Annotated in this window: 16 protein-coding genes; 2 read left to right on the top strand and 14 right to left on the bottom strand. The window is 41.6% G+C overall.

The genetic code is table 11. The features are described 5' to 3' along the window. The first annotated feature begins 50 nt into the window (after positions 1-50). Complete coding sequence (gene fdx / locus ACP69U_RS06200) at positions 51-389, top strand: ISC system 2Fe-2S type ferredoxin (RefSeq protein WP_045445066.1); 339 nt, start codon at positions 51-53, stop codon at positions 387-389. A 120-nt stretch (positions 390-509) separates the two neighbouring features. Here fdx and ACP69U_RS06195 read toward each other — a convergent pair whose 3' ends face one another. The 5 genes from ACP69U_RS06195 to ACP69U_RS06175 all read right to left on the bottom strand — a co-directional run bounded on the left by ACP69U_RS06195 (position 510) and on the right by ACP69U_RS06175 (position 8,478). Beyond that, on the bottom strand, positions 510-1,787 hold the full coding sequence (locus ACP69U_RS06195) for an adenylate/guanylate cyclase domain-containing protein (RefSeq protein WP_227681671.1): 1,278 nt from the start codon (positions 1,785-1,787) through the stop codon (positions 510-512). A gap of 659 nt (positions 1,788-2,446) precedes the next feature. After that, positions 2,447-2,878, bottom strand: a complete 432-nt coding sequence (locus ACP69U_RS06190; RefSeq protein WP_045445060.1) for an HIT domain-containing protein — start codon at positions 2,876-2,878, stop codon at positions 2,447-2,449. 249 nt (positions 2,879-3,127) lie between these two features. Further along, on the bottom strand, positions 3,128-6,901 hold the full coding sequence (gene mfd, locus ACP69U_RS06185; RefSeq protein ID WP_426138128.1) for a transcription-repair coupling factor: 3,774 nt from the start codon (positions 6,899-6,901) through the stop codon (positions 3,128-3,130). Between the two features lie 238 nt (positions 6,902-7,139). Beyond that, positions 7,140-7,673: a ribonuclease E activity regulator RraA gene (rraA, locus tag ACP69U_RS06180; RefSeq protein ID WP_426138146.1), complete on the bottom strand. Its 534-nt coding sequence runs from the start codon at positions 7,671-7,673 to the stop codon at positions 7,140-7,142. A gap of 103 nt (positions 7,674-7,776) precedes the next feature. After that, positions 7,777-8,478: an NAD-dependent epimerase/dehydratase family protein gene (locus ACP69U_RS06175; RefSeq protein ID WP_426138127.1), complete on the bottom strand. Its 702-nt coding sequence runs from the start codon at positions 8,476-8,478 to the stop codon at positions 7,777-7,779. 540 nt (positions 8,479-9,018) lie between these two features. Here ACP69U_RS06175 and rpsT point away from each other — a divergent pair. Continuing rightward, positions 9,019-9,285 carry a 30S ribosomal protein S20 gene (gene rpsT, locus ACP69U_RS06170; RefSeq protein ID WP_426138126.1) on the top strand — a complete coding sequence of 89 codons (267 nt, stop codon included), beginning with the start codon at positions 9,019-9,021 and terminating at the stop codon, positions 9,283-9,285. A gap of 145 nt (positions 9,286-9,430) precedes the next feature. On the opposite strand, the gene ACP69U_RS06165 is transcribed toward rpsT, so the two are convergent. The 9 genes from ACP69U_RS06165 to ACP69U_RS06125 form a co-directional block, all read right to left on the bottom strand. Then, positions 9,431-10,267 (bottom strand): histidine phosphatase family protein, encoded by an 837-nt coding sequence (locus ACP69U_RS06165; RefSeq protein WP_426138125.1) that lies wholly within the window; start codon positions 10,265-10,267, stop codon positions 9,431-9,433. A gap of 184 nt (positions 10,268-10,451) precedes the next feature. Further along, entirely contained in the window at positions 10,452-11,249 is a 798-nt protein-coding gene (locus ACP69U_RS06160; RefSeq protein ID WP_372815952.1) for a metallophosphoesterase, read from the bottom strand. Positions 11,250-11,404: 155 nt separating this feature from the next. Continuing rightward, entirely contained in the window at positions 11,405-12,103 is a 699-nt protein-coding gene (gene pyrF, locus ACP69U_RS06155; protein ID WP_426138124.1) for an orotidine-5'-phosphate decarboxylase, read from the bottom strand. A gap of 74 nt (positions 12,104-12,177) precedes the next feature. Then, a complete protein-coding gene (locus ACP69U_RS06150; protein ID WP_045451852.1) occupies positions 12,178-12,591 on the bottom strand; it encodes a lipopolysaccharide assembly protein LapA domain-containing protein in 414 nt (137 codons plus the stop codon). Positions 12,592-12,763: 172 nt separating this feature from the next. After that, positions 12,764-13,069 (bottom strand): integration host factor subunit beta, encoded by a 306-nt coding sequence (locus ACP69U_RS06145; RefSeq protein WP_045445047.1) that lies wholly within the window; start codon positions 13,067-13,069, stop codon positions 12,764-12,766. Positions 13,070-13,395: 326 nt separating this feature from the next. Then, positions 13,396-15,087 (bottom strand): 30S ribosomal protein S1, encoded by a 1,692-nt coding sequence (gene rpsA / locus ACP69U_RS06140; protein WP_055124414.1) that lies wholly within the window; start codon positions 15,085-15,087, stop codon positions 13,396-13,398. A gap of 310 nt (positions 15,088-15,397) precedes the next feature. After that, complete coding sequence (cmk, locus tag ACP69U_RS06135; protein WP_426138123.1) at positions 15,398-16,180, bottom strand: (d)CMP kinase; 783 nt, start codon at positions 16,178-16,180, stop codon at positions 15,398-15,400. Between the two features lie 171 nt (positions 16,181-16,351). After that, positions 16,352-16,927, bottom strand: coding sequence for a tRNA adenosine(34) deaminase TadA (gene tadA, locus ACP69U_RS06130; protein ID WP_426138122.1), 576 nt, complete (start codon positions 16,925-16,927; stop codon positions 16,352-16,354). 12 nt (positions 16,928-16,939) lie between these two features. After that, complete coding sequence (locus ACP69U_RS06125) at positions 16,940-17,677, bottom strand: uracil-DNA glycosylase (RefSeq protein ID WP_055124416.1); 738 nt, start codon at positions 17,675-17,677, stop codon at positions 16,940-16,942. Positions 17,678-17,775 lie beyond the last annotated feature (98 nt).

Below are 17,775 nucleotides of genomic sequence, written 5' to 3'. Positions count from 1 at the left end.
ATTTCTTATATTTTTATTCTTTTAATTGATTAGCACTGGAAAGACGATTTATGCCAAAAATTACCGTACTACCGCATCATGAAATTTGCCCTGAAGGCGCCGAAGTCGAGCTAGAAGCTGGCAGCAACTTATGTAAAGCGCTATTGGAAAAAGGCATTAAAATTGAACATGCATGTGAGATGTCAAAAGCCTGTACCACGTGCCATGTGGTCGTCCGTAAAGGTTTTAATAGTTTAGATGAAATGGATGATATTGAAGCCGATTTATTAGATCGTGCTTGGGGATTAGAGCCTGACTCACGCCTATCTTGTCAGGTCATGCTCGATGATGAAGATTTAACCATCGAGATTCCTAAATATACACTCAACCATGCAAAAGAAAACCACTAAACGCTAACCGTAAAATTCATCTGACTGTTATATTGCAAAAGCCAGCTATCATAATAATAGCTGGCTTTTTTGTGCTTGATTTTATAAACATTATTTTTGGATGATTATTTATGACGATTGTCATTGATTGTCATTACGTTTGCTTGCTGCCGCTATGTCAGTTGCCACTTTTTCTTGCTCCTGCTCGACACGTTCAAGCGCAAAATTTAAGCGTGCTCTGATATCTTGATAATCATTATCCTTCATATCTTTAAAATTTAGATGCAAATTGAAACCTGGTAGTGTGTGATCAACCCACTTTGATAAATGACCTTTATACGTATCTGGATCCAGCACTTGCCATGCATTTACCTTGCTATCAAAACCTTTTAACTTGAACGCACCTGCATGCTGACAGTCATAATTATGACAAATATAATCGTAGGTACTCTCACTGACCAGTATCTCATCTTTACCAGCGCTCGATTCAAGTCTTGCCGCTAGATTGGCCTCTTTACCAATAAGAGTATAGCTTAGACGATTATTACTACCAAAATTACCAACATGGCAATAACCTGTGCTAATACCGATACGAATGTACAACCCCTCAAAGCCCATCAAGCGCCATTTTTGCCTCAAAGTTCGCATCTCGCGACGCATATCTATTGCCATTGCAATACAGTCTAAAGCATCTTGGCGCGCACCGCGACTATTTGGCTCACCGAAAAAACACACCATGCCATCACCAATAAATTTATCAAGTACGGCGCCATGCTTGTTTGCTATCAATGTCATACAATGCATATAAGTATTTAAGATATCAGCCAAATTGTCAGCGCTCAAACTATCTGACAATTCCGTAAAGCCAACGATATCTGAGAACATAATCGTCAGCTTAGCGCGCTTATTAGCAACGGTAACTGGGCTGTCAGATTTTACGATAGGCTCCCAAACTTGTGGAGGTATGAAGCGCGTTAACTTATTAATGACGGAGACCATCGTGCTTAATCGCCCAACGGCCTGATGAGCACGAGTTTCATAACCAATATACTCTTGGTACACATGCCAAAACTGATACAGTATGACGATCATACTGGCTAATAATATTATTGGTGTGGTCCAGCCTTCATGGCAATCTATATCAGCACTGCTTAGGGTAACGCTAACATAATAGAAGACAATGACGGTGATTATAGAGACGGCAATCAGTTTTAAATGATTTTCAGGGCTACTAATAATAATTCTGAGTGCTATAAGCGCGGCTAAGCTAAGCGAAATAACCGTGCAAAACTGTATCGACCCAATAACCACCGATAGTAAAATGATAACAATGTTAGACGTCCAAAAGCTTTTTTGGCGGCGATAGTTATAAATCAAAATCATTAAACTTGGCAGACAAACAATAACGAGCAGTGCCATTGAAGTAGGTCTAAAATTAAAATGTACAGCGAGGAGTATGACCGTAAGCATTAAAACGAAGACTTCTGGATAGTCAAATCGATAAATCCCTTCATTTTTTGAAGAGTGATTTGGTCTCAGCGTGTCTAAAAAAGGCATATGAAGTATTCGCTTACGTAAAACAGGCTATGTAAAAAACTAAAAGGCTTGAGGATAGCACACGCGTACTACCTACCTCTATGCCAAGTTATGTATAAAATTAATCAATGATTACATTATACTTTTTAAATGCAACAAAACCCATGTCACTGATAGCCAAAAGCCTACCACTCATCACTCATCTTGTCTTAATATGCTACTAAATCGGGATTATAAGACATATCGTTTAAACCAAACACAAAAAATCCAGATAATATTTATCTGGATTTCAAATACTTAAAACCTATTAATATATAAAAATTAGGGGCTGTAATAACTGAGCATAACGTTGGCACATAACCGTAAAACGACTAAGACACCAAAATAAAGCCTAACTTTAAACGTTTAGCCATTTTTCCAGTTATTTTGATGGGTCAATCGATGCCCAGCTAATCGATACCTAGTTAATCAATGCCTAGCCAATAGAGTATCATTATCAATTTGCCAATCAACTTACCGACCTGTTACTAATCAGGTATTTATTACATTTGCCAGTCAAACGGCATTTGATGATGACCACGCAATGCCATCATTAACGTCTGCTGCATCTGCGCCAACACTTCTTTAGTATAAGGAATAGCAGGAACTCCCCATACTGGATTTGGCCATTGCATGTCGTTTTGATAGCGAACGATATGATGAAAATGTAGCTGTGGTACTTGATTACCGAGTGCAGCTACATTCATTTTATCAGCTTGAAAGGTCTTGGCTAGCTGACTCGACAACCAGCTTGACTCACGTAAAAACTGTGTTTGATCGGCTTCAGATAACTCATATAACTCTTTGATACCTGATACGCGCGGCACTAATATTAACCAAGGAAACTGGCAATCATTGATTAAACGACAAGTCGATAATGGGAAATCACCCACTAAAAAACTATCGGCAGCAAGTTTATGATGAAGTTGGAACATAATGACGGTTCTCTTGTTATGACACTCAGATAAAAGGAATATAAATCTAGAAAAGCAGAATTTAATTTACTAAAAAACAATAGGCTAAATATAGGATGTTGCTATTTTATCAGTTATCCGACCGATAAAATAGCGCTATGACTCATTGTCTTGACGTCCTACTTGGGCACTGGCTAGCTGACTTATTGAGCTGATTGAATCTACCGAAAATCATTGCTAAGCTCTCAGAATGCCGAAATGCCAAAACAACTACGCTGACTCTGCCACCATATGCTCGCTAAAATAGCGTAATAACTCTTGAATCGCGGTGACGCGCTGTTGCGGCGTTGCCAGTTTATCAGCATCTTGATAACGAATACCAGAAGCACCGTTCATACGATAACGCTGACCATTTGATTGAATCAACTTAATAATCGCCAAGGCATCGACTGGGGTATCAGGCGCAAACTCTAATGTCATGCTATTACTATTGGCATCAATCTTATTAATCTTCAGCGGCTCAGCTTGTATACGCAGTCCGTGGATGGCGAACAACTGCTTAGTTTGCTCTGGTAATGTACCAAAACGGTCAATCATTTCGGTACGAATATCAATCAATGCCTCTTTATCATCGGCATTACTGATACGCTTATAAAATAACAAACGCTGATGGACATCATGTAGATATTCTTCTGGTATCAATGCTGAGCTATGCAGATTAATCTCACTAGTCAGCGACAACGGTGTGCTTAAATCAGGCTCTTTACCCGCTTTAATGGCTTTTGTCGCTCGCTCCAGCATGTCCATATATAAGCTAAAACCAATCGCCTGCATATTACCACTTTGCTGCTTACCAAGTATTTCGCCAGCACCGCGAATTTCTAAGTCTTCGCTAGCCAGCATAAAACCTGCACCTAAGGTATTGGCACGTTCAATCGCATGCAATCGGCGCTTAGCATCGCCTTTTAGACCTTTGATAGAAGGCACAAGTAGATAACAATACGCTTGATGATGACTACGACCGACACGACCACGCAGCTGATGTAATTGTGCCAAGCCAAACTTATCAGCACGCTCAATGATAATGGTATTAGCATTCGGTACATCAATACCGGTTTCGATAATGGTGGAGCATATCAGGACATTGAATTTTTTATGATAAAACTGCTGCATCACTTGCTCAAGTTGGCGCTCTTGCATTTGCCCGTGAGCAACCCCTACTCTCGCCTCAGGCACCAATTCACGTATGGTTTCTGCCATACGCTCAATGCTCGCCACATCATTATGTAATAAATAAACCTGCCCACCGCGCAATAGCTCGCGCAAGATAGCCTCTTTCATTAGAGCGTCGGTCTTCTGCATGACAAAGGTTTTAATCGCCAAACGACGTGCTGGCGGTGTCGCAATAATGGACATGTCACGCATACCTGAGAGCGCCATATTAAGCGTTCTCGGGATCGGCGTTGCTGTCATCGACATACTATCCACATCAGTCTGAATCGCCTTGATACGCTCTTTATGGCGCACCCCGAAGCGATGTTCTTCGTCGACAATCATCAAACCTAAATTAGAGAATTTCACATCAGGTTGTAACAGTTTATGGGTGCCGATGACGATATCGACTTTACCTGCTGCTAGATCTGTCAACACCGTTTCTTGATGCTTTTTTCCGCCAAAGCGCGATAGCGTCTCGATACGCACTGGCCAATCAGCAAAACGGTCGCGGAAATTATCTTCATGCTGACCGGCCAACAAGGTCGTCGGCACTAGCACCGCCACTTGATAACCGGCGCTGACGGCAATGAATGCTGCCCGCATAGCCACTTCTGTTTTACCAAAACCCACATCACCGCAGATGAGCCGATCCATTGGCTGGTTTTGTCGCATATCTTCCATCACCGCATGAATGGCATTCGCTTGATCAGGCGTTTCTTCAAAGGCAAACTGACTGGCAAAGAGCTCATACTGTGACGCATCTATTTTAAAATGAATACCGACTTTAGCTTCACGACGCGCTTGCATATTAAGCAGCTCAGCCGCTACATCATGGATTTGCTCAAGCGCTTTTTGCTTAGCCTTATCCCATTTTCCGCTACCGATTTTGTGCAATGGCGCAAGCGCAGGATCACCGCCGCTATAGCGATTAATCATTTGCAAATTAGCAACGGGCACATAAATACTGGCATCATCGGCATATTTTAAGTGAATAAACTCTTGCTCGCCATCACCCACATCTAACGTAATCAGCCCATTGTAACGCCCAATACCATGCTCGATATGCACCACTGGGCTGCCTTCGGTTATCTCGGTGACACTCTTAACCAAAAACTCTTCGGACACCCCGCTTTGACGACGACGGCGTGTTTGCAATACTTGGCGACCAAATAATTGCGTCTCACTAATCAGCACCAAACGCTCAGGAACATATACCCCACGTTCAATGGGCGCAACGGTTAAACCAACTTGCGGCAGCTTATTACCTTTAACGCTGTTGGTTTTGTCCGCTGCTAGAAACGCTGCAAAGCTGTCATAAGCCTTAATGTCAATCTTGCCTTTAAACAGTTCAATGAGAATTTCGCGGCGACCAGCTGTTTCAGCAACGATCAATACTGGCGTCGCTGTTTGCGCTTGTAACGCTAAAAATTCTAATAGCTGGGTAAGAGGCTCAGCCTTTTGGTGATTAACAGCCAATTGTGGCGGCTCTTGCGCACTGAGCGTCACCAAGCCTTGCTGCTTACTTGGCGCAAGCGGCAGTTGTGGCTGTGAATCTGACTGCTCTTCAACTTCCAGCAATGAACCATCTGCTAACAATGAAGTATCTTCCAATAACGAATTATCGCTGTCAATCGCAGCGACATCCGTCATGCTAGCCAGCTCATTGCGCGCACTGAGAATCACGCGTGGATAATGATTAAGATGCTCATTTAAGGTATTCGATAGCAAATATAACCATTCAGGCGCGACAATAGGTTTATCGATATCATGACGGCGCTCTTCATAGCGGCGCTGAATTTGTGACCAGTAATCTACCTGTTTTTCATTAATCAGTTCATCAGTGATAAAAAGCGCATCGCTTGGTAAGTAAGCAAACAAGCTACTCTCTGCTGTCCACGCTTTTAAATCAAAAAATAGCGGCTGATAATATTCAAGTCCGCTACTAGCGATACCTGCCATTACGTCTTTATGTAGCTCAAACTTGCGGCTGCTCGCATTAGGGAACATCGTGGCGAAGTTGGTACGAAACGTCTCACGCCCTTCATCAAGCGGGAACTCTTTTGCTGGTAGTATTTGGAATTGTTCGATAGGTTTTGAGATATCTGGCAGCTTGTGTAGCAGCGATAGTGACTCTTTGCCCATGCTACTATCGTTGCCGCTCATCATTGTTTTGAGGTCATCAACGGTTAATGTCCGCTGGGTTTGCGGATTAAAAAAACGAATGGTCTCAATCTCATCATCAAACAAATCTAAACGTAGTGGAAACGGCTGACCCATAGCAAAGATATCAATGATGCTGCCACGTACCGCGAATTCACCCGGCTCAAACACATTCTCAACGGCGCGGTACCCTGCCTTTGCCAGCAATCCGCGCTGGGTATTGATATCAAATCGATCACCAACGCTCAAATCAAAATGCTGCCCAATCAACCAGCTTGGCGGTGCTACGCGATGCATTAATGCTTGTACAGATATCAATAGTACGCCTGTCGTTGGCATATCTGTTAATAGATTGATACGCTCACTAACAATATCTTGATGCGGTGACAGCTCATCATAGGTCAACGTCTCCCAATCGGGGAACACATAAGCATCGACGCCGCAAAATGCCAATTCCGTCTCTATCTGATTGAGCTGGTTTTGGTCACGCGTCACCACCACTTTTAATCGGTCGGCAACATTCCATAGCGGTGTTTGCACCAGACTTGCTAGCCACAAGCTGCTGACTGCACCATGCACAGGTGCTAGCCAACGCCGCTCGGCATTCTGGATAGGAAACAACTGCTGGTTAATTGGTTCAAAGGCGTCAGTCAAAGCAATGATAGGCATAAAGAGTAGGATCAATGTTAAGAGTCAGAGAGCTATTATACGAATATTTCAGCAATTACCAAAATTTATGCCGTAACGGTTTGTCACTTAGCATTTTTATTAAAAAACCAATAGCCAAATAGCTGATAAAGATTATATTCGTATATAAAGACAGGATGATTAAATGTAAAAACCTCAACGGCTAAGCTGAGGTTTTTGAGTTATATGCATTAAGCTGCTTTTAAATTATAAGCCATTTTTAAATTAGTGGCTTGTCGCTAGCGATAATACCGTTATTGTCTGCGTAGACAAACATACCAGAATTTAGTGTTAAATCACCAAAGCTGATTTCGAGATCCGTCTGACCTTCATCGCGGCGATTCGATTTACGCGGAATGCAACCAAGCGCCATAACACCGATGTCCATTGCTGCCATATCATCAACATCACGGACGCAGCCGTACACGATAACCCCCACCCAGCCATTATCAATCGCTGACTGCGCAATCATGTCGCCTAGCAGCGCACAACGCATTGAACCACCACCGTCAACCACCAACACCTTACCGTTACCATCCTTGTCTTTACCATCGCTATTTAGCAATGATTTGACGCGACTATTGTCTTCGAAGCATTTCACCGTCACAATTTCACCGCAGAATTTATTTTTGCCACCAAAGCTATGAAAAGACTTGCCTTCGATATTAGGCAAACACACCTGCGACTCAGGATTGGCATCCAATAAATCACAGGTCACAAAGTTCTTTTTATCCATTGTTATTGATTCTGGCATATCTGACATAGTGACGCTCCTTGTTATGTATGATTGGTTATTCATGACTGATTATTTATGACTAGGGCTTAATTTTAATTGTTTCTTCAACTTAATACTTAGGCTATTTTTTAACTTTAGTCATCGCTAGCATTTGCTTATTTTCGATGATATCAGTGGTTCGGATAGCTGGTTCATTACGGTATTTATTACGCTGATAAACATCATGCGCACTCATCGCCATGGCAATGGCAACGCGTTTGGCGGAAATGGGATGCAGTGACAATGATTCTGAAACTAAGGGCGATATCAGCTGAAAGGCTTTTTGACCAATACTTTCAAGCGGACGACCTTTATGCTTGCCAAGTAACAAGGACGGACGGAAAATAACTAGCTGCGTAAAACCTAGCGCCATAATAGACTGCTCAGTTTCAGCTTTTACGCGATTGTATAAAAACCGACTATGAATATCAGCATTCATGGATGATAACAAAAAGAAATTTTCAACACCTTTTTCTTGGCACAGTTTGGCAAAATTGACATTATAATCATGATCAACCTTTCGAAAGGCCTCATCGCTACCAGCCTGCTTCTTAGTCGTACCAAGACAGCTAAAAGCGTCCGTCTTTCGATCAACACCAACGCTGGCAAATATTTCAGCCAAATTATCAAAATCATTAACCTGATAAAAACGCATACTGGTATTGATATAGCGTGGCGGACGCCTTGCAATCACAATTAACGTGTCATAAAGCTCACTAAGCTGTTTGACAAGATGCTGTCCGACCAATCCTGTCGCGCCAATTACAATTGCTTTTCGCTGCATAGCCTATCCATTTATATAGTGTGGGAAATTTTATAATGATGCCAATTTTGGTTTTTGAAAGCCAATCGCTGACGCTTATTACCCTAGTATCATACCTAAATTAACGCATAACTGAGGGTATTCTGTAGAATTTATTGTAAGAGATTTTATCGGCTAAGCGATTTATTCACTCATAAGCGGTTTTTAGTGCAACAATATTGATAAATATTTCAAAAAACAGCTGAGCAAAGACACAAAAACTGTCATATATATGATCACACAACTTCTTTAAGCATTAATCATCAAATATATTGTTCTAAGGGCGATAATTTGCTAAGATAACCGGCTTTACACGTTAACGCTGTTTAATTATTCCAAACAGTTTTGACGCTTGCGATGCTCTATTGCTAATTTAGGTGCCTTTAATAACAGATAGGTACTTTAATATTAGACATCGACATCATGTTTGGCGAGACGGCTGCTCGTTACCGATGATGGTTAAACCCTTTTTTATTGTAATCCACATTCATATTTTTATCTGTCTTTATCAAGGAGATTCGCGTGGCTAATACTGCACAAGCTCGTAAACGCGCCCGTCAAAACACCAAACGTCGTCACAACGCTGCGTCACAACGCTCTATGGTTCGTACTTACTTAAAACGTGTTGATGCGGCTATCGCAGCTAAAGATTATGACGCGGCTACCGAAGCTTACAAAAAAGCGGTACCAGTTCTTGATCGTATGGCTGACAAAGGTATTATTCATAAGAATAAAGCTGCTCGTCGTAAGAGCCGCCTGAACAAAACCATCAAAGGCCTACAAGCTTAAGATTGTTAACGTTTAGACCACATCTCGCCTTTATAGCGTGATGACTAAAACCTTGTTACTGGTTCTAATACTGGGGCAAGGTTTTTTTATGTCTGATTGAAAAGTGAGTAGTAATCTTTTAAATAGTATCTAGATTAAATAGTATTTAGATCCATTTTACTTCTGGTGGTAAGAGCAATGTATTAGGATGAAAGCCGGCAGCACGGTAGTCTTCTAATAAAGTATGAATCGGGCGCACATACACTTCACCGCGCCAAACGAAGTGTGCACTGGCTTGTTCAAACGGCTTATCATCAAACCACAAAAACACGCCTTCCATCATCTTTGGCCAATCATTCCAATCAATCTCGACCACATCAAACATCACTGCTAAAAAAGCAGATAACAACGTATCATGACTAACAGCAAGCATGAGATGCCCTTGCTGCGGCTGATATTGATAAAACAGCGATAAAATATCGAGACCGCCTTGGTAAGCGTTTTTGGTCCCCTCTAAATTACCTTGCAAAAATCGATTGATAAAGTTGAGCACGCCAATTTCTTTAAATACTGGATTTGCTATTTCAGGCTCAGTCACTAGGCTACCAGGCTCTACCAACAATGACTGATGCGTAATATCACGTTGTAGTCCCGCACCTGCTTGCATCAGCTGCGCCGTGTCAATACAGCGTCCAATCGGACTTGAGATACTGTCTACATCGAGCGAGTACGGTAAATGCCCTGCCAACCAACGCCCCCACGACTTCGCTAGTACTCGACCTTTAGGTGTTAGTGGTAATTGATAACTGGCAAAACCATTGCCATCAGAGCGTTCACGTAAGGAATGTCTGGTAAATAAAATCAGCCGTTTATCTTCAGGCAATAAGCTGACTGAGGAAATCATACTATTAGGCAGGTGCGAAGGCGCCGGAGCACTTGGAGTATGACTCGCAAGTTTTTCAGCAGACAGTTTTGAGGGATTGTTATTGAGATATTTGCTCATGGTAGCAAGCGTAGCAGATTTTTTGATATGAATGAACAAAATAACAGTTCGATTGCAATATTGCTTACGAGTCTAGGCGGTTAGACTTTAAAATAAGCACTATTTTATATTCACTATTTTAAAAAATGCGAATCAAGGTGACAAATAACTAAAAACATTTTTACTTTCAAGAGGCTAAAATTACTTAGCCGATATCAATGACTTTGTCCCACGCAAATGCTAATGCAGTGCTGCTCACCTCATTTGGATACGCACGTGGATTGACAATGATTCGTGTATTACCAATACGGTAATCAAATGCTTCGTGTGTATGTCCATGTACCCATAGTATTGGCGCCCAATCTTCATGCATCCAGCCAGATAAATCACTGATAAAAGCTGCGTTACTTGGTAGATTCGCATACTTCTCAGACACCGATAATGGACTGATACTATGATGGCTCATCACAACAGTTTTTTTGCCAAGTGTTTTGGCGGTGATCAATGCTTGCTTTAACCATTGACGCTGCTTAGCATGGATTTGCATCGATACTTCAGGTGAAAAAAGCTCTCCTCCAGCATAGATTTGTTTATAGTCACGCATAAAGCGCATAGCAGCAGCTATAGTATCTTCATTGGCCTGATATTGGTAATCTGTCCATAAAGTACAACCTAGGATACGTATGTCACCAATATCAATATGTTGACACTGTAGAAAACGGACGCCTTGCTGCGACTGGGCATTATAATTATCCCAAGTCGCCAGCTTTTTATCAAAATGTAGCACATCTTCATTAAAGTATTCATGATTACCAGCTATCGTAATCACAGGCACTTGCAAACGTGCTGCCTGCTCTTGTAGCCATGGCATACCACTATCGCTGTTAGCAGTATCGCCCGCAACTAATACCACGTCTGCATCAGTTTTGGGAATATGCCCTAGCGGATGTGACTGACGCGCATAACTGTCAATATGTAAGTCACTTAAAATCTGTAATTTCATAAGTTCTAATATCATTAAATAAACGTAAATAGTTTAGCACTTTTTGATATACCCGCAAAAATTAAAAAAAGACAGCGGATTAGGCTGTCTTTTTTATCATGCTGACACTATAAAATGCTAAACGCTTTGTAAATATCCAAATATTTTATAAGTATCTAAATACCTTGGAGTATCTTTTGTAATTTAGCCGCAGGATCTGCTGCCTGAGTAATTGAACGACCAATCACCAAATAATCAGAACCATCATCTAACGCCTGTTTTGGCGTGCAAATACGCTTTTGATCATCTGCATTGTCGTCTAGCAAGCGAATACCAGGGGTAATCAATTTAAAATCCTGACCACATAGTGTCTTGAGCGTTTTAGCTTCTTGCGCTGAACAGACCACACCATCAAGACCTGCTTTCTTGGTTAATTGTGCCAATCGACTCACTTGCGCATCTAGACCATCGGTAATACCTGTTTGCATCAATGCTTGATTATCCATAGAGGTCAGCACGGTGACGGCTATCAGCAAGGTATCAAAGTTACCGTCTAACAAGCGCTGTTTAGCCAATGACATCGCCTCTAAGCCCGCGCTGGCATGCACATTGACCATCCATACGCCAAGCTCAGCTGCCGCTAGTACCGCTTGAGCGGTAGTATTAGGAATATCATGAAATTTCAAGTCTAGAAATACGTCAAAATTACGCTGATGTAGCGCCTTAACTATCTCAGGACCACAGCGAGTAAATAGCTCTTTACCCACTTTTAATCGGCATGATGTTGGATCTAACTGATCAGCTAATGCTATTGATGCCTCCATCGTCATATTATCTAAAGCAACGATGACTGGGGAATTCATTGTATTATTCATGGTTTTACCATATCTATATCAGAATTATCAAAACACTATATATGGACTGCTCATAGATCAGTACAAAATATAATTTATTCTCGCTTTTGTTTGGTAAGTGTCGCGCCTTCATCTACAGTAAGTACTTCTGCGTCTTGCACTTGCACATTGGTTGCTGTCGAACCATAAACAGCTTCTTCCACCGTTGGTGCACTTGCTTGGCGATCAATGACAGCATTGGCTTGTGTCAATTGCGCTTGCAAGTTCACATTCGCTTTTTGCAAACGCGAGATTTCCCACTTATTCTGTAAAACACGGAAAATAAGTAGTGCCAACAAGATGCCAATAACAATACCAAGCATAAGGCATAAAATCAGCAGCAATCCTAGATTCATCGTCGGTGCTTGCGAGAATAATAAATTTACGCCAACTTCGGTATTGTTTGCCAACACCAAACCAAGTGCATAAGCAAAGCTCAAAAACAGCAATACAAATAGTAAAAAGCGCATGAGACGTCTACCTCGATTTGGAATGTCGTTAGTGTTTTAAAAATAGCACTCTAAAACCTTCATCAACCCACACATTTATATGCTTATAAACTCACTAGTGATAAGTTCTAGAAAAGGTGGCTGGCAAGCACTCTTGTTGGCAATTTTACCCAATAAATACTTTATAACACACTTAGCTATTTGCTACTGTATCATTGACTGCTTCACGTAATGCTTTACCTGGTTTAAAGTGCGGTATCGCTTTGGCTGGTACAGGTACGCTTTCTCCTGTCTTAGGATTTCGACCCATACGGGCACGACGATGGTGCAGACAAAAACTGCCAAAACCACGAACTTCTACGCGTCCATCATTGGCTAACGTATCGGTCATCAAGTTTAATATTTCACGTACTGCATCATCGACTACAGTATCAGTCATATTGTCACAGTTCGCACTTAAATTACTAATAAATTCGGACTTGTTAATCGCTTGCTGCATTATTACGCTTGCCTTGTTGATTAATGGATAAGATGACTGTGAATTGAACCATCATTTTCGATAGCTGGTTACTTTTAAGACAAGCTATACATCAATATCATAAGGATAAATAGCCATACACTAAAATAATCTCAGTGTCTTAAATAAGTAATAATTCACATCTCGTTACTCAATGTTGCAAATGATAGCGGATATTACGGTAAATGGAAATAAGAGTTTGCCTGTTTGAGCAAAAACCTCATTGATTAATAATACACTTAAAATTTAAGCAAAAAAAAAGCGACCATAGTCGCTTCTTTTATAATCTTATATCAATAACGTGCAGCTTACTGCATTTGCTCTTTGATCAAGTCGCCAATTGTTTTTGGCTGTGCATCAGAACTGGCAGTAGTACTAGTCGTGCTAGTGCTGCTTAGCTCTTTAATCGCTTGACGCTCTTCAGCTTCGTCTTTCGCTTTGATAGACAAGTTGATGTTGCGAGTTTTACGATCAACACTGATGATTTTAGCTTCAACATCATCACCAACGCTCAAATGCTTAGTCGCATCTTCAACGCGATCACGTTGAATTTCAGAGGCACGTAGATACGCTTCAACTTCGTCAGCAAGCTCGATAGTAGCGCCTTTAGCATCTACTTCTTTTACTTTACCATTAACGATAGCACCGCGGTCATTGTTGACTAGGTATTCGTTGAATGGATCAGAGCTTAACTGCTTCACGCCTAGGCTGATACGGTTTGCTTCTGCATCTACTGACAATACCATTGCTTCAACGGTGTCGCCTTTATTGTAGTTACGGATAGCGTCTTCGCCAGTTTCGTTCCAAGAGATATCAGATAGATGAACAAGACCATCAATACCACCGTCTAGACCGATAAAGATACCGAAGTCAGTGATTGATTTGATCGTACCAGTGATTTTATCACCGCGCTCATGTTTCTTATCAAACTCATCCCATGGGTTAGCTAGAGTTTGTTTGATACCTAAGCTGATACGACGACGTTCTTCATCGATATCAAGAATCATTACTTCAACTTCATCGCCCACTTGAACAACTTTTGATGGGTGGATGTTTTTGTTGGTATGATCCATTTCTGACACGTGTACTAAACCTTCAATACCTTCAGAAATCTCAGCGAAACAACCATAATCAGTTAAGTTGGTTACGCGTGCTTTAACCACACTACCTACTGGGTAAGTGCCGCCAACGTTATCCCAAGGATCAGTACCAAGTTGTTTTAGACCTAGGCTAACGCGATTGCGCTCACGGTCAAACTTCAATACTTTAACTTTTAGGTCTTGACCAACTTCAACAACTTCAGATGGATGCTTGATACGGCGCCATGCCATGTCAGTGATGTGCAATAGACCATCGATACCACCTAGATCAACGAATGCGCCGTAATCAGTAAGGTTCTTAACGATACCTTCGATTTCGATGCCTTCTTCAAGCTTGTTCAATAGCTCTTCGCGCTCAGCTGAATTTTCAGCTTCCATAACTGCACGACGGCTAACAACAACGTTGTTGCGTTTTTGATCAAGTTTGATGACTTTGAACTCTAGCTCTTTGCCTTCAAGATGCGTGGTGTCACGGATAGGACGAACATCTACCAATGAACCTGGTAGGAACGCACGTACTGAACCGATATCTACAGTGAAACCGCCTTTAACTTTGCTTGAGATGATACCTTTTACGATTTCATCATTATCAGCGATTTTTTCAAGGAAGTTCCAAGTTTCAACACGTTTGGCTTTTTCACGTGAAAGCAAGGTTTGACCCATGCCGTTATCAACCGCTTCAACCACGACATCAACGCTATCGCCAACTTCAACTTCAAGTTCGCCTTCTTCGCTTAAAAACTCTTCACGAGCGACGATACCTTCAGATTTCAGACCAGTATCAACAGTGATCCAGTCGTTATCAATGGCCACAACAGTACCAGTGATAACCGAGCCACGCTCGATATCCAGACCTGTTTCTTCGATGCTCGCTTCAAATAGTTCAGCAAATGATTCCATTATGTCTACCTTTGTATAGCCGTATCCTGTCCAGCACAGTACGGATCAAATTTATGATTGCATAAAACGAGAATACTGGTTTTATATCCCATACAATCATATATAAAAACGTTTGTTGTTAGTAAGCACATAACTTATTAAACTCACTAGCAACAACTGTCTTGTGTTGCAATTTCTTATACTTTTACTTTTCTATCACTTAGAAAGAATATTTTTATCACTCTCTACATATTATTAGCGTCTACTACTGTGATTTTATACTAAAATCAAGCGTATAGGAAACTTTTTCATACTTACTAACTTGTTTTTATTAGCTATTAAAGAAAATACCTTTATCCTGACAATGTCTTTTCACTTGTGCATAAACTGCATCAGCATCTAAGTTAGAGCTATCTAGTAGTAGAGCATCTTCTGCAGGCTTTGATGGTGCAGTCGACCGATTCTCATCACGATCATCACGAGCTTTAATCGTCGCTAAAATCGCGTCAAAATCTGCCGTCTGACCAGCATTTATTAACTGTGTTACGCGGCGCTCGGCACGCGCTTCAGCACTGGCCGTCAAATATACTTTTACATCCGCATCTGGGAACACCACCGTCCCCATATCGCGACCATCAGCGACCAATCCAGAACGAGTTGCCATATCTTGTTGCAACTTTAGTAATGCTTGACGAACTTTTGGAAATACTGCTATTTGTGATGCATAGCCGCCCACGGTCTCATTACGAACCTGCTCACCAACCGCTTCACCATTCACTAAAATATCAACACGTCCTGATGCATTGTTAGGTACAAAAGCAATCTCTAGGCGCTGCGTTAATGCTAATACAGCCATCTCGTCAATGGCTTGGCTTCCGTCTGCCGCAACTAATCCCGCTTCAAATGCTTTGAGTCCAACGATACGATACAGAGCACCTGAATCTAGCAGTTGATACTTCAATGCTTGGGCCAAACGCCACGTCACCGTACCTTTACCTGCCCCACTTGGTCCATCAATGCAGATAACTGGATAGCGCAACACTGGCGCTTGGTTATCATTACTACCAGAACTAAATTTATCAAGTATAGCGTTATCAGCTGTAGAAACGGTCATAATACTCACTTAATAGTAGACGATACTGATACGGCTTAGTGCATGCTAGCTGCAGAACAATATTTACTTATTTATCAAACGCTTGACAATTAATTCATCATTTCGTCATCAAATAGGGCGATATTATAGCAAAGAAACCTACCCATCACTAGCAGCAAGACTGATATCTTGTTAATTGCTTATATTGTCTTTCTTTTTTGCCGCTTTTCGTCGTTCACGGAAAAAGGTCTTAAGCATCTGGCTGCTATGCTCACGACATAAGCCATTATGTACTTCGATAGCATGATTATAAAAAGGCTGTATCGGTAAATTTATTTGACTACCAACCATACCCGCTCGTGGCTCGCTTGCTGCATAAACCAATCTATCTACCCGCGCATGAATGAGCGCTCCGATACACATCGTACAAGGCTCTAAGGTAACATATAACGTTGTCTGTAATGGTAAACGATAGTTTTTTAAGCGCGCACACGCTTCTCTTAATGCGACAATCTCGGCATGAGCGGTCGCATCGTGACGACCAATTGGTTCATTAAATCCTTGACCAATAATCTGCTGGTCGTGTACCAGTATCGCTCCTACCGGCACTTCTCCACGCTCAGCACCTTGCCTAGCAAGTTTAAGAGCTATGTTCATCCAGCTCATATCTTGAAGTGACCAAAATGTGCTGGCTTGCATATCTTCAATAACTAACTGGCTATTTGCGGTTGGATATGGCTTCAAGCTTATATTTTGTTTATGTTTCATTTATTTTGACAACTATTGCGGTAATTGCCAATCGATAGGCGTTTGCCCATACTGTACCAGATAATCATTGGTCTTAGAAAACGGCTTGGAACCAAAGAATCCACCACGATTGGCAGCAAGTGGTGATGGATGTACAGCGGTCAGAATGAGATGCTTATCAGTATTGATATATTTGCCTTTTTTCTGTGCTTTACTGCCCCACAATATAAATACGGTATGTTCTGTTTGTTCATTAACCACATCAATCACCGCATCGGTAAACTGCTCCCAGCCTTTATTTTGGTGACTGTTTGGCTCACTTTCTCGCACGGTCAGAGAGCTATTTAATAGCAAAACTCCTTGCTGCGCCCAGTAAGTCAGGTCGCCATGTTTTGAGGGTGCGATACCAACGTCGCTCGCCATCTCTTTTAACAAATTATTGAGTGAGGGTGGCTTTGGAATGGCTTTGGGCACTGAAAACGATAAGCCCATTGCCTGCCCTGGTCCATGATAAGGATCTTGACCTAGTATCACGACTTTAACTTGTGATAAAGGGGTCAGGTTTAACGCGTTAAATATTAAGGGTGCTGGCGGATAGATACTGTTTTCTGATTGATAGGCTTCTTTTAAAAACGCACGCAAGTCGTCCATATTGTTAGAAGTTAACTCGTCTGCTAACGCCGTTTTCCAATCTTCTGGCAAGCGCACATTGTCTAAAATAGCCTGCTTTTGCGCTGGCGATTTTGGCGTTTGTTCATCGAATAATTCCATAGTATGTCCTGTTATATTTGTTATCGATTAGATAAATATCGAATGGAGGGCGTGAACCAATCTCGCACATGAGAGCTCGTGATTTCATACCTTGATGT

Origin of the sequence: Psychrobacter sp. TWR1-1-1 (assembly GCF_049895865.1) — a bacterium.
Lineage (GTDB): Bacteria > Pseudomonadota > Gammaproteobacteria > Pseudomonadales > Moraxellaceae > Psychrobacter > Psychrobacter immobilis_A.
The sequence above is the reverse complement of the archived record's forward strand: the minus strand, read 5'-3'. Positions and strand labels throughout refer to the sequence as shown.

Excerpts from the sequence above, each read along its gene's own strand:
- fdx (WP_045445066.1), top strand. The coding sequence starts at position 51 with ATGCCAAAAATTACCGTACTACCGCATCATGAAATTTGCCCTGAAGGC.
- ACP69U_RS06195 (WP_227681671.1), bottom strand. The coding sequence starts at position 1,787 with ATGGCACTGCTCGTTATTGTTTGTCTGCCAAGTTTAATGATTTTGATT.
- ACP69U_RS06190 (WP_045445060.1), bottom strand. The coding sequence starts at position 2,878 with ATGTTCCAACTTCATCATAAACTTGCTGCCGATAGTTTTTTAGTGGGT.
- mfd (WP_426138128.1), bottom strand. The coding sequence starts at position 6,901 with ATGCCTATCATTGCTTTGACTGACGCCTTTGAACCAATTAACCAGCAG.
- rraA (WP_426138146.1), bottom strand. The coding sequence starts at position 7,673 with ATGCCAGAATCAATAACAATGGATAAAAAGAACTTTGTGACCTGTGAT.
- ACP69U_RS06175 (WP_426138127.1), bottom strand. The coding sequence starts at position 8,478 with ATGCAGCGAAAAGCAATTGTAATTGGCGCGACAGGATTGGTCGGACAG.
- ACP69U_RS06165 (WP_426138125.1), bottom strand. The coding sequence starts at position 10,267 with ATGAGCAAATATCTCAATAACAATCCCTCAAAACTGTCTGCTGAAAAA.
- ACP69U_RS06160 (WP_372815952.1), bottom strand. The coding sequence starts at position 11,249 with ATGAAATTACAGATTTTAAGTGACTTACATATTGACAGTTATGCGCGT.
- pyrF (WP_426138124.1), bottom strand. The coding sequence starts at position 12,103 with ATGAATAATACAATGAATTCCCCAGTCATCGTTGCTTTAGATAATATG.
- ACP69U_RS06150 (WP_045451852.1), bottom strand. The coding sequence starts at position 12,591 with ATGCGCTTTTTACTATTTGTATTGCTGTTTTTGAGCTTTGCTTATGCA.
- ACP69U_RS06145 (WP_045445047.1), bottom strand. The coding sequence starts at position 13,069 with ATGCAGCAAGCGATTAACAAGTCCGAATTTATTAGTAATTTAAGTGCG.
- rpsA (WP_055124414.1), bottom strand. The coding sequence starts at position 15,087 with ATGGAATCATTTGCTGAACTATTTGAAGCGAGCATCGAAGAAACAGGT.
- cmk (WP_426138123.1), bottom strand. The coding sequence starts at position 16,180 with ATGACCGTTTCTACAGCTGATAACGCTATACTTGATAAATTTAGTTCT.
- tadA (WP_426138122.1), bottom strand. The coding sequence starts at position 16,927 with ATGAAACATAAACAAAATATAAGCTTGAAGCCATATCCAACCGCAAAT.
- ACP69U_RS06125 (WP_055124416.1), bottom strand. The coding sequence starts at position 17,677 with ATGGAATTATTCGATGAACAAACGCCAAAATCGCCAGCGCAAAAGCAG.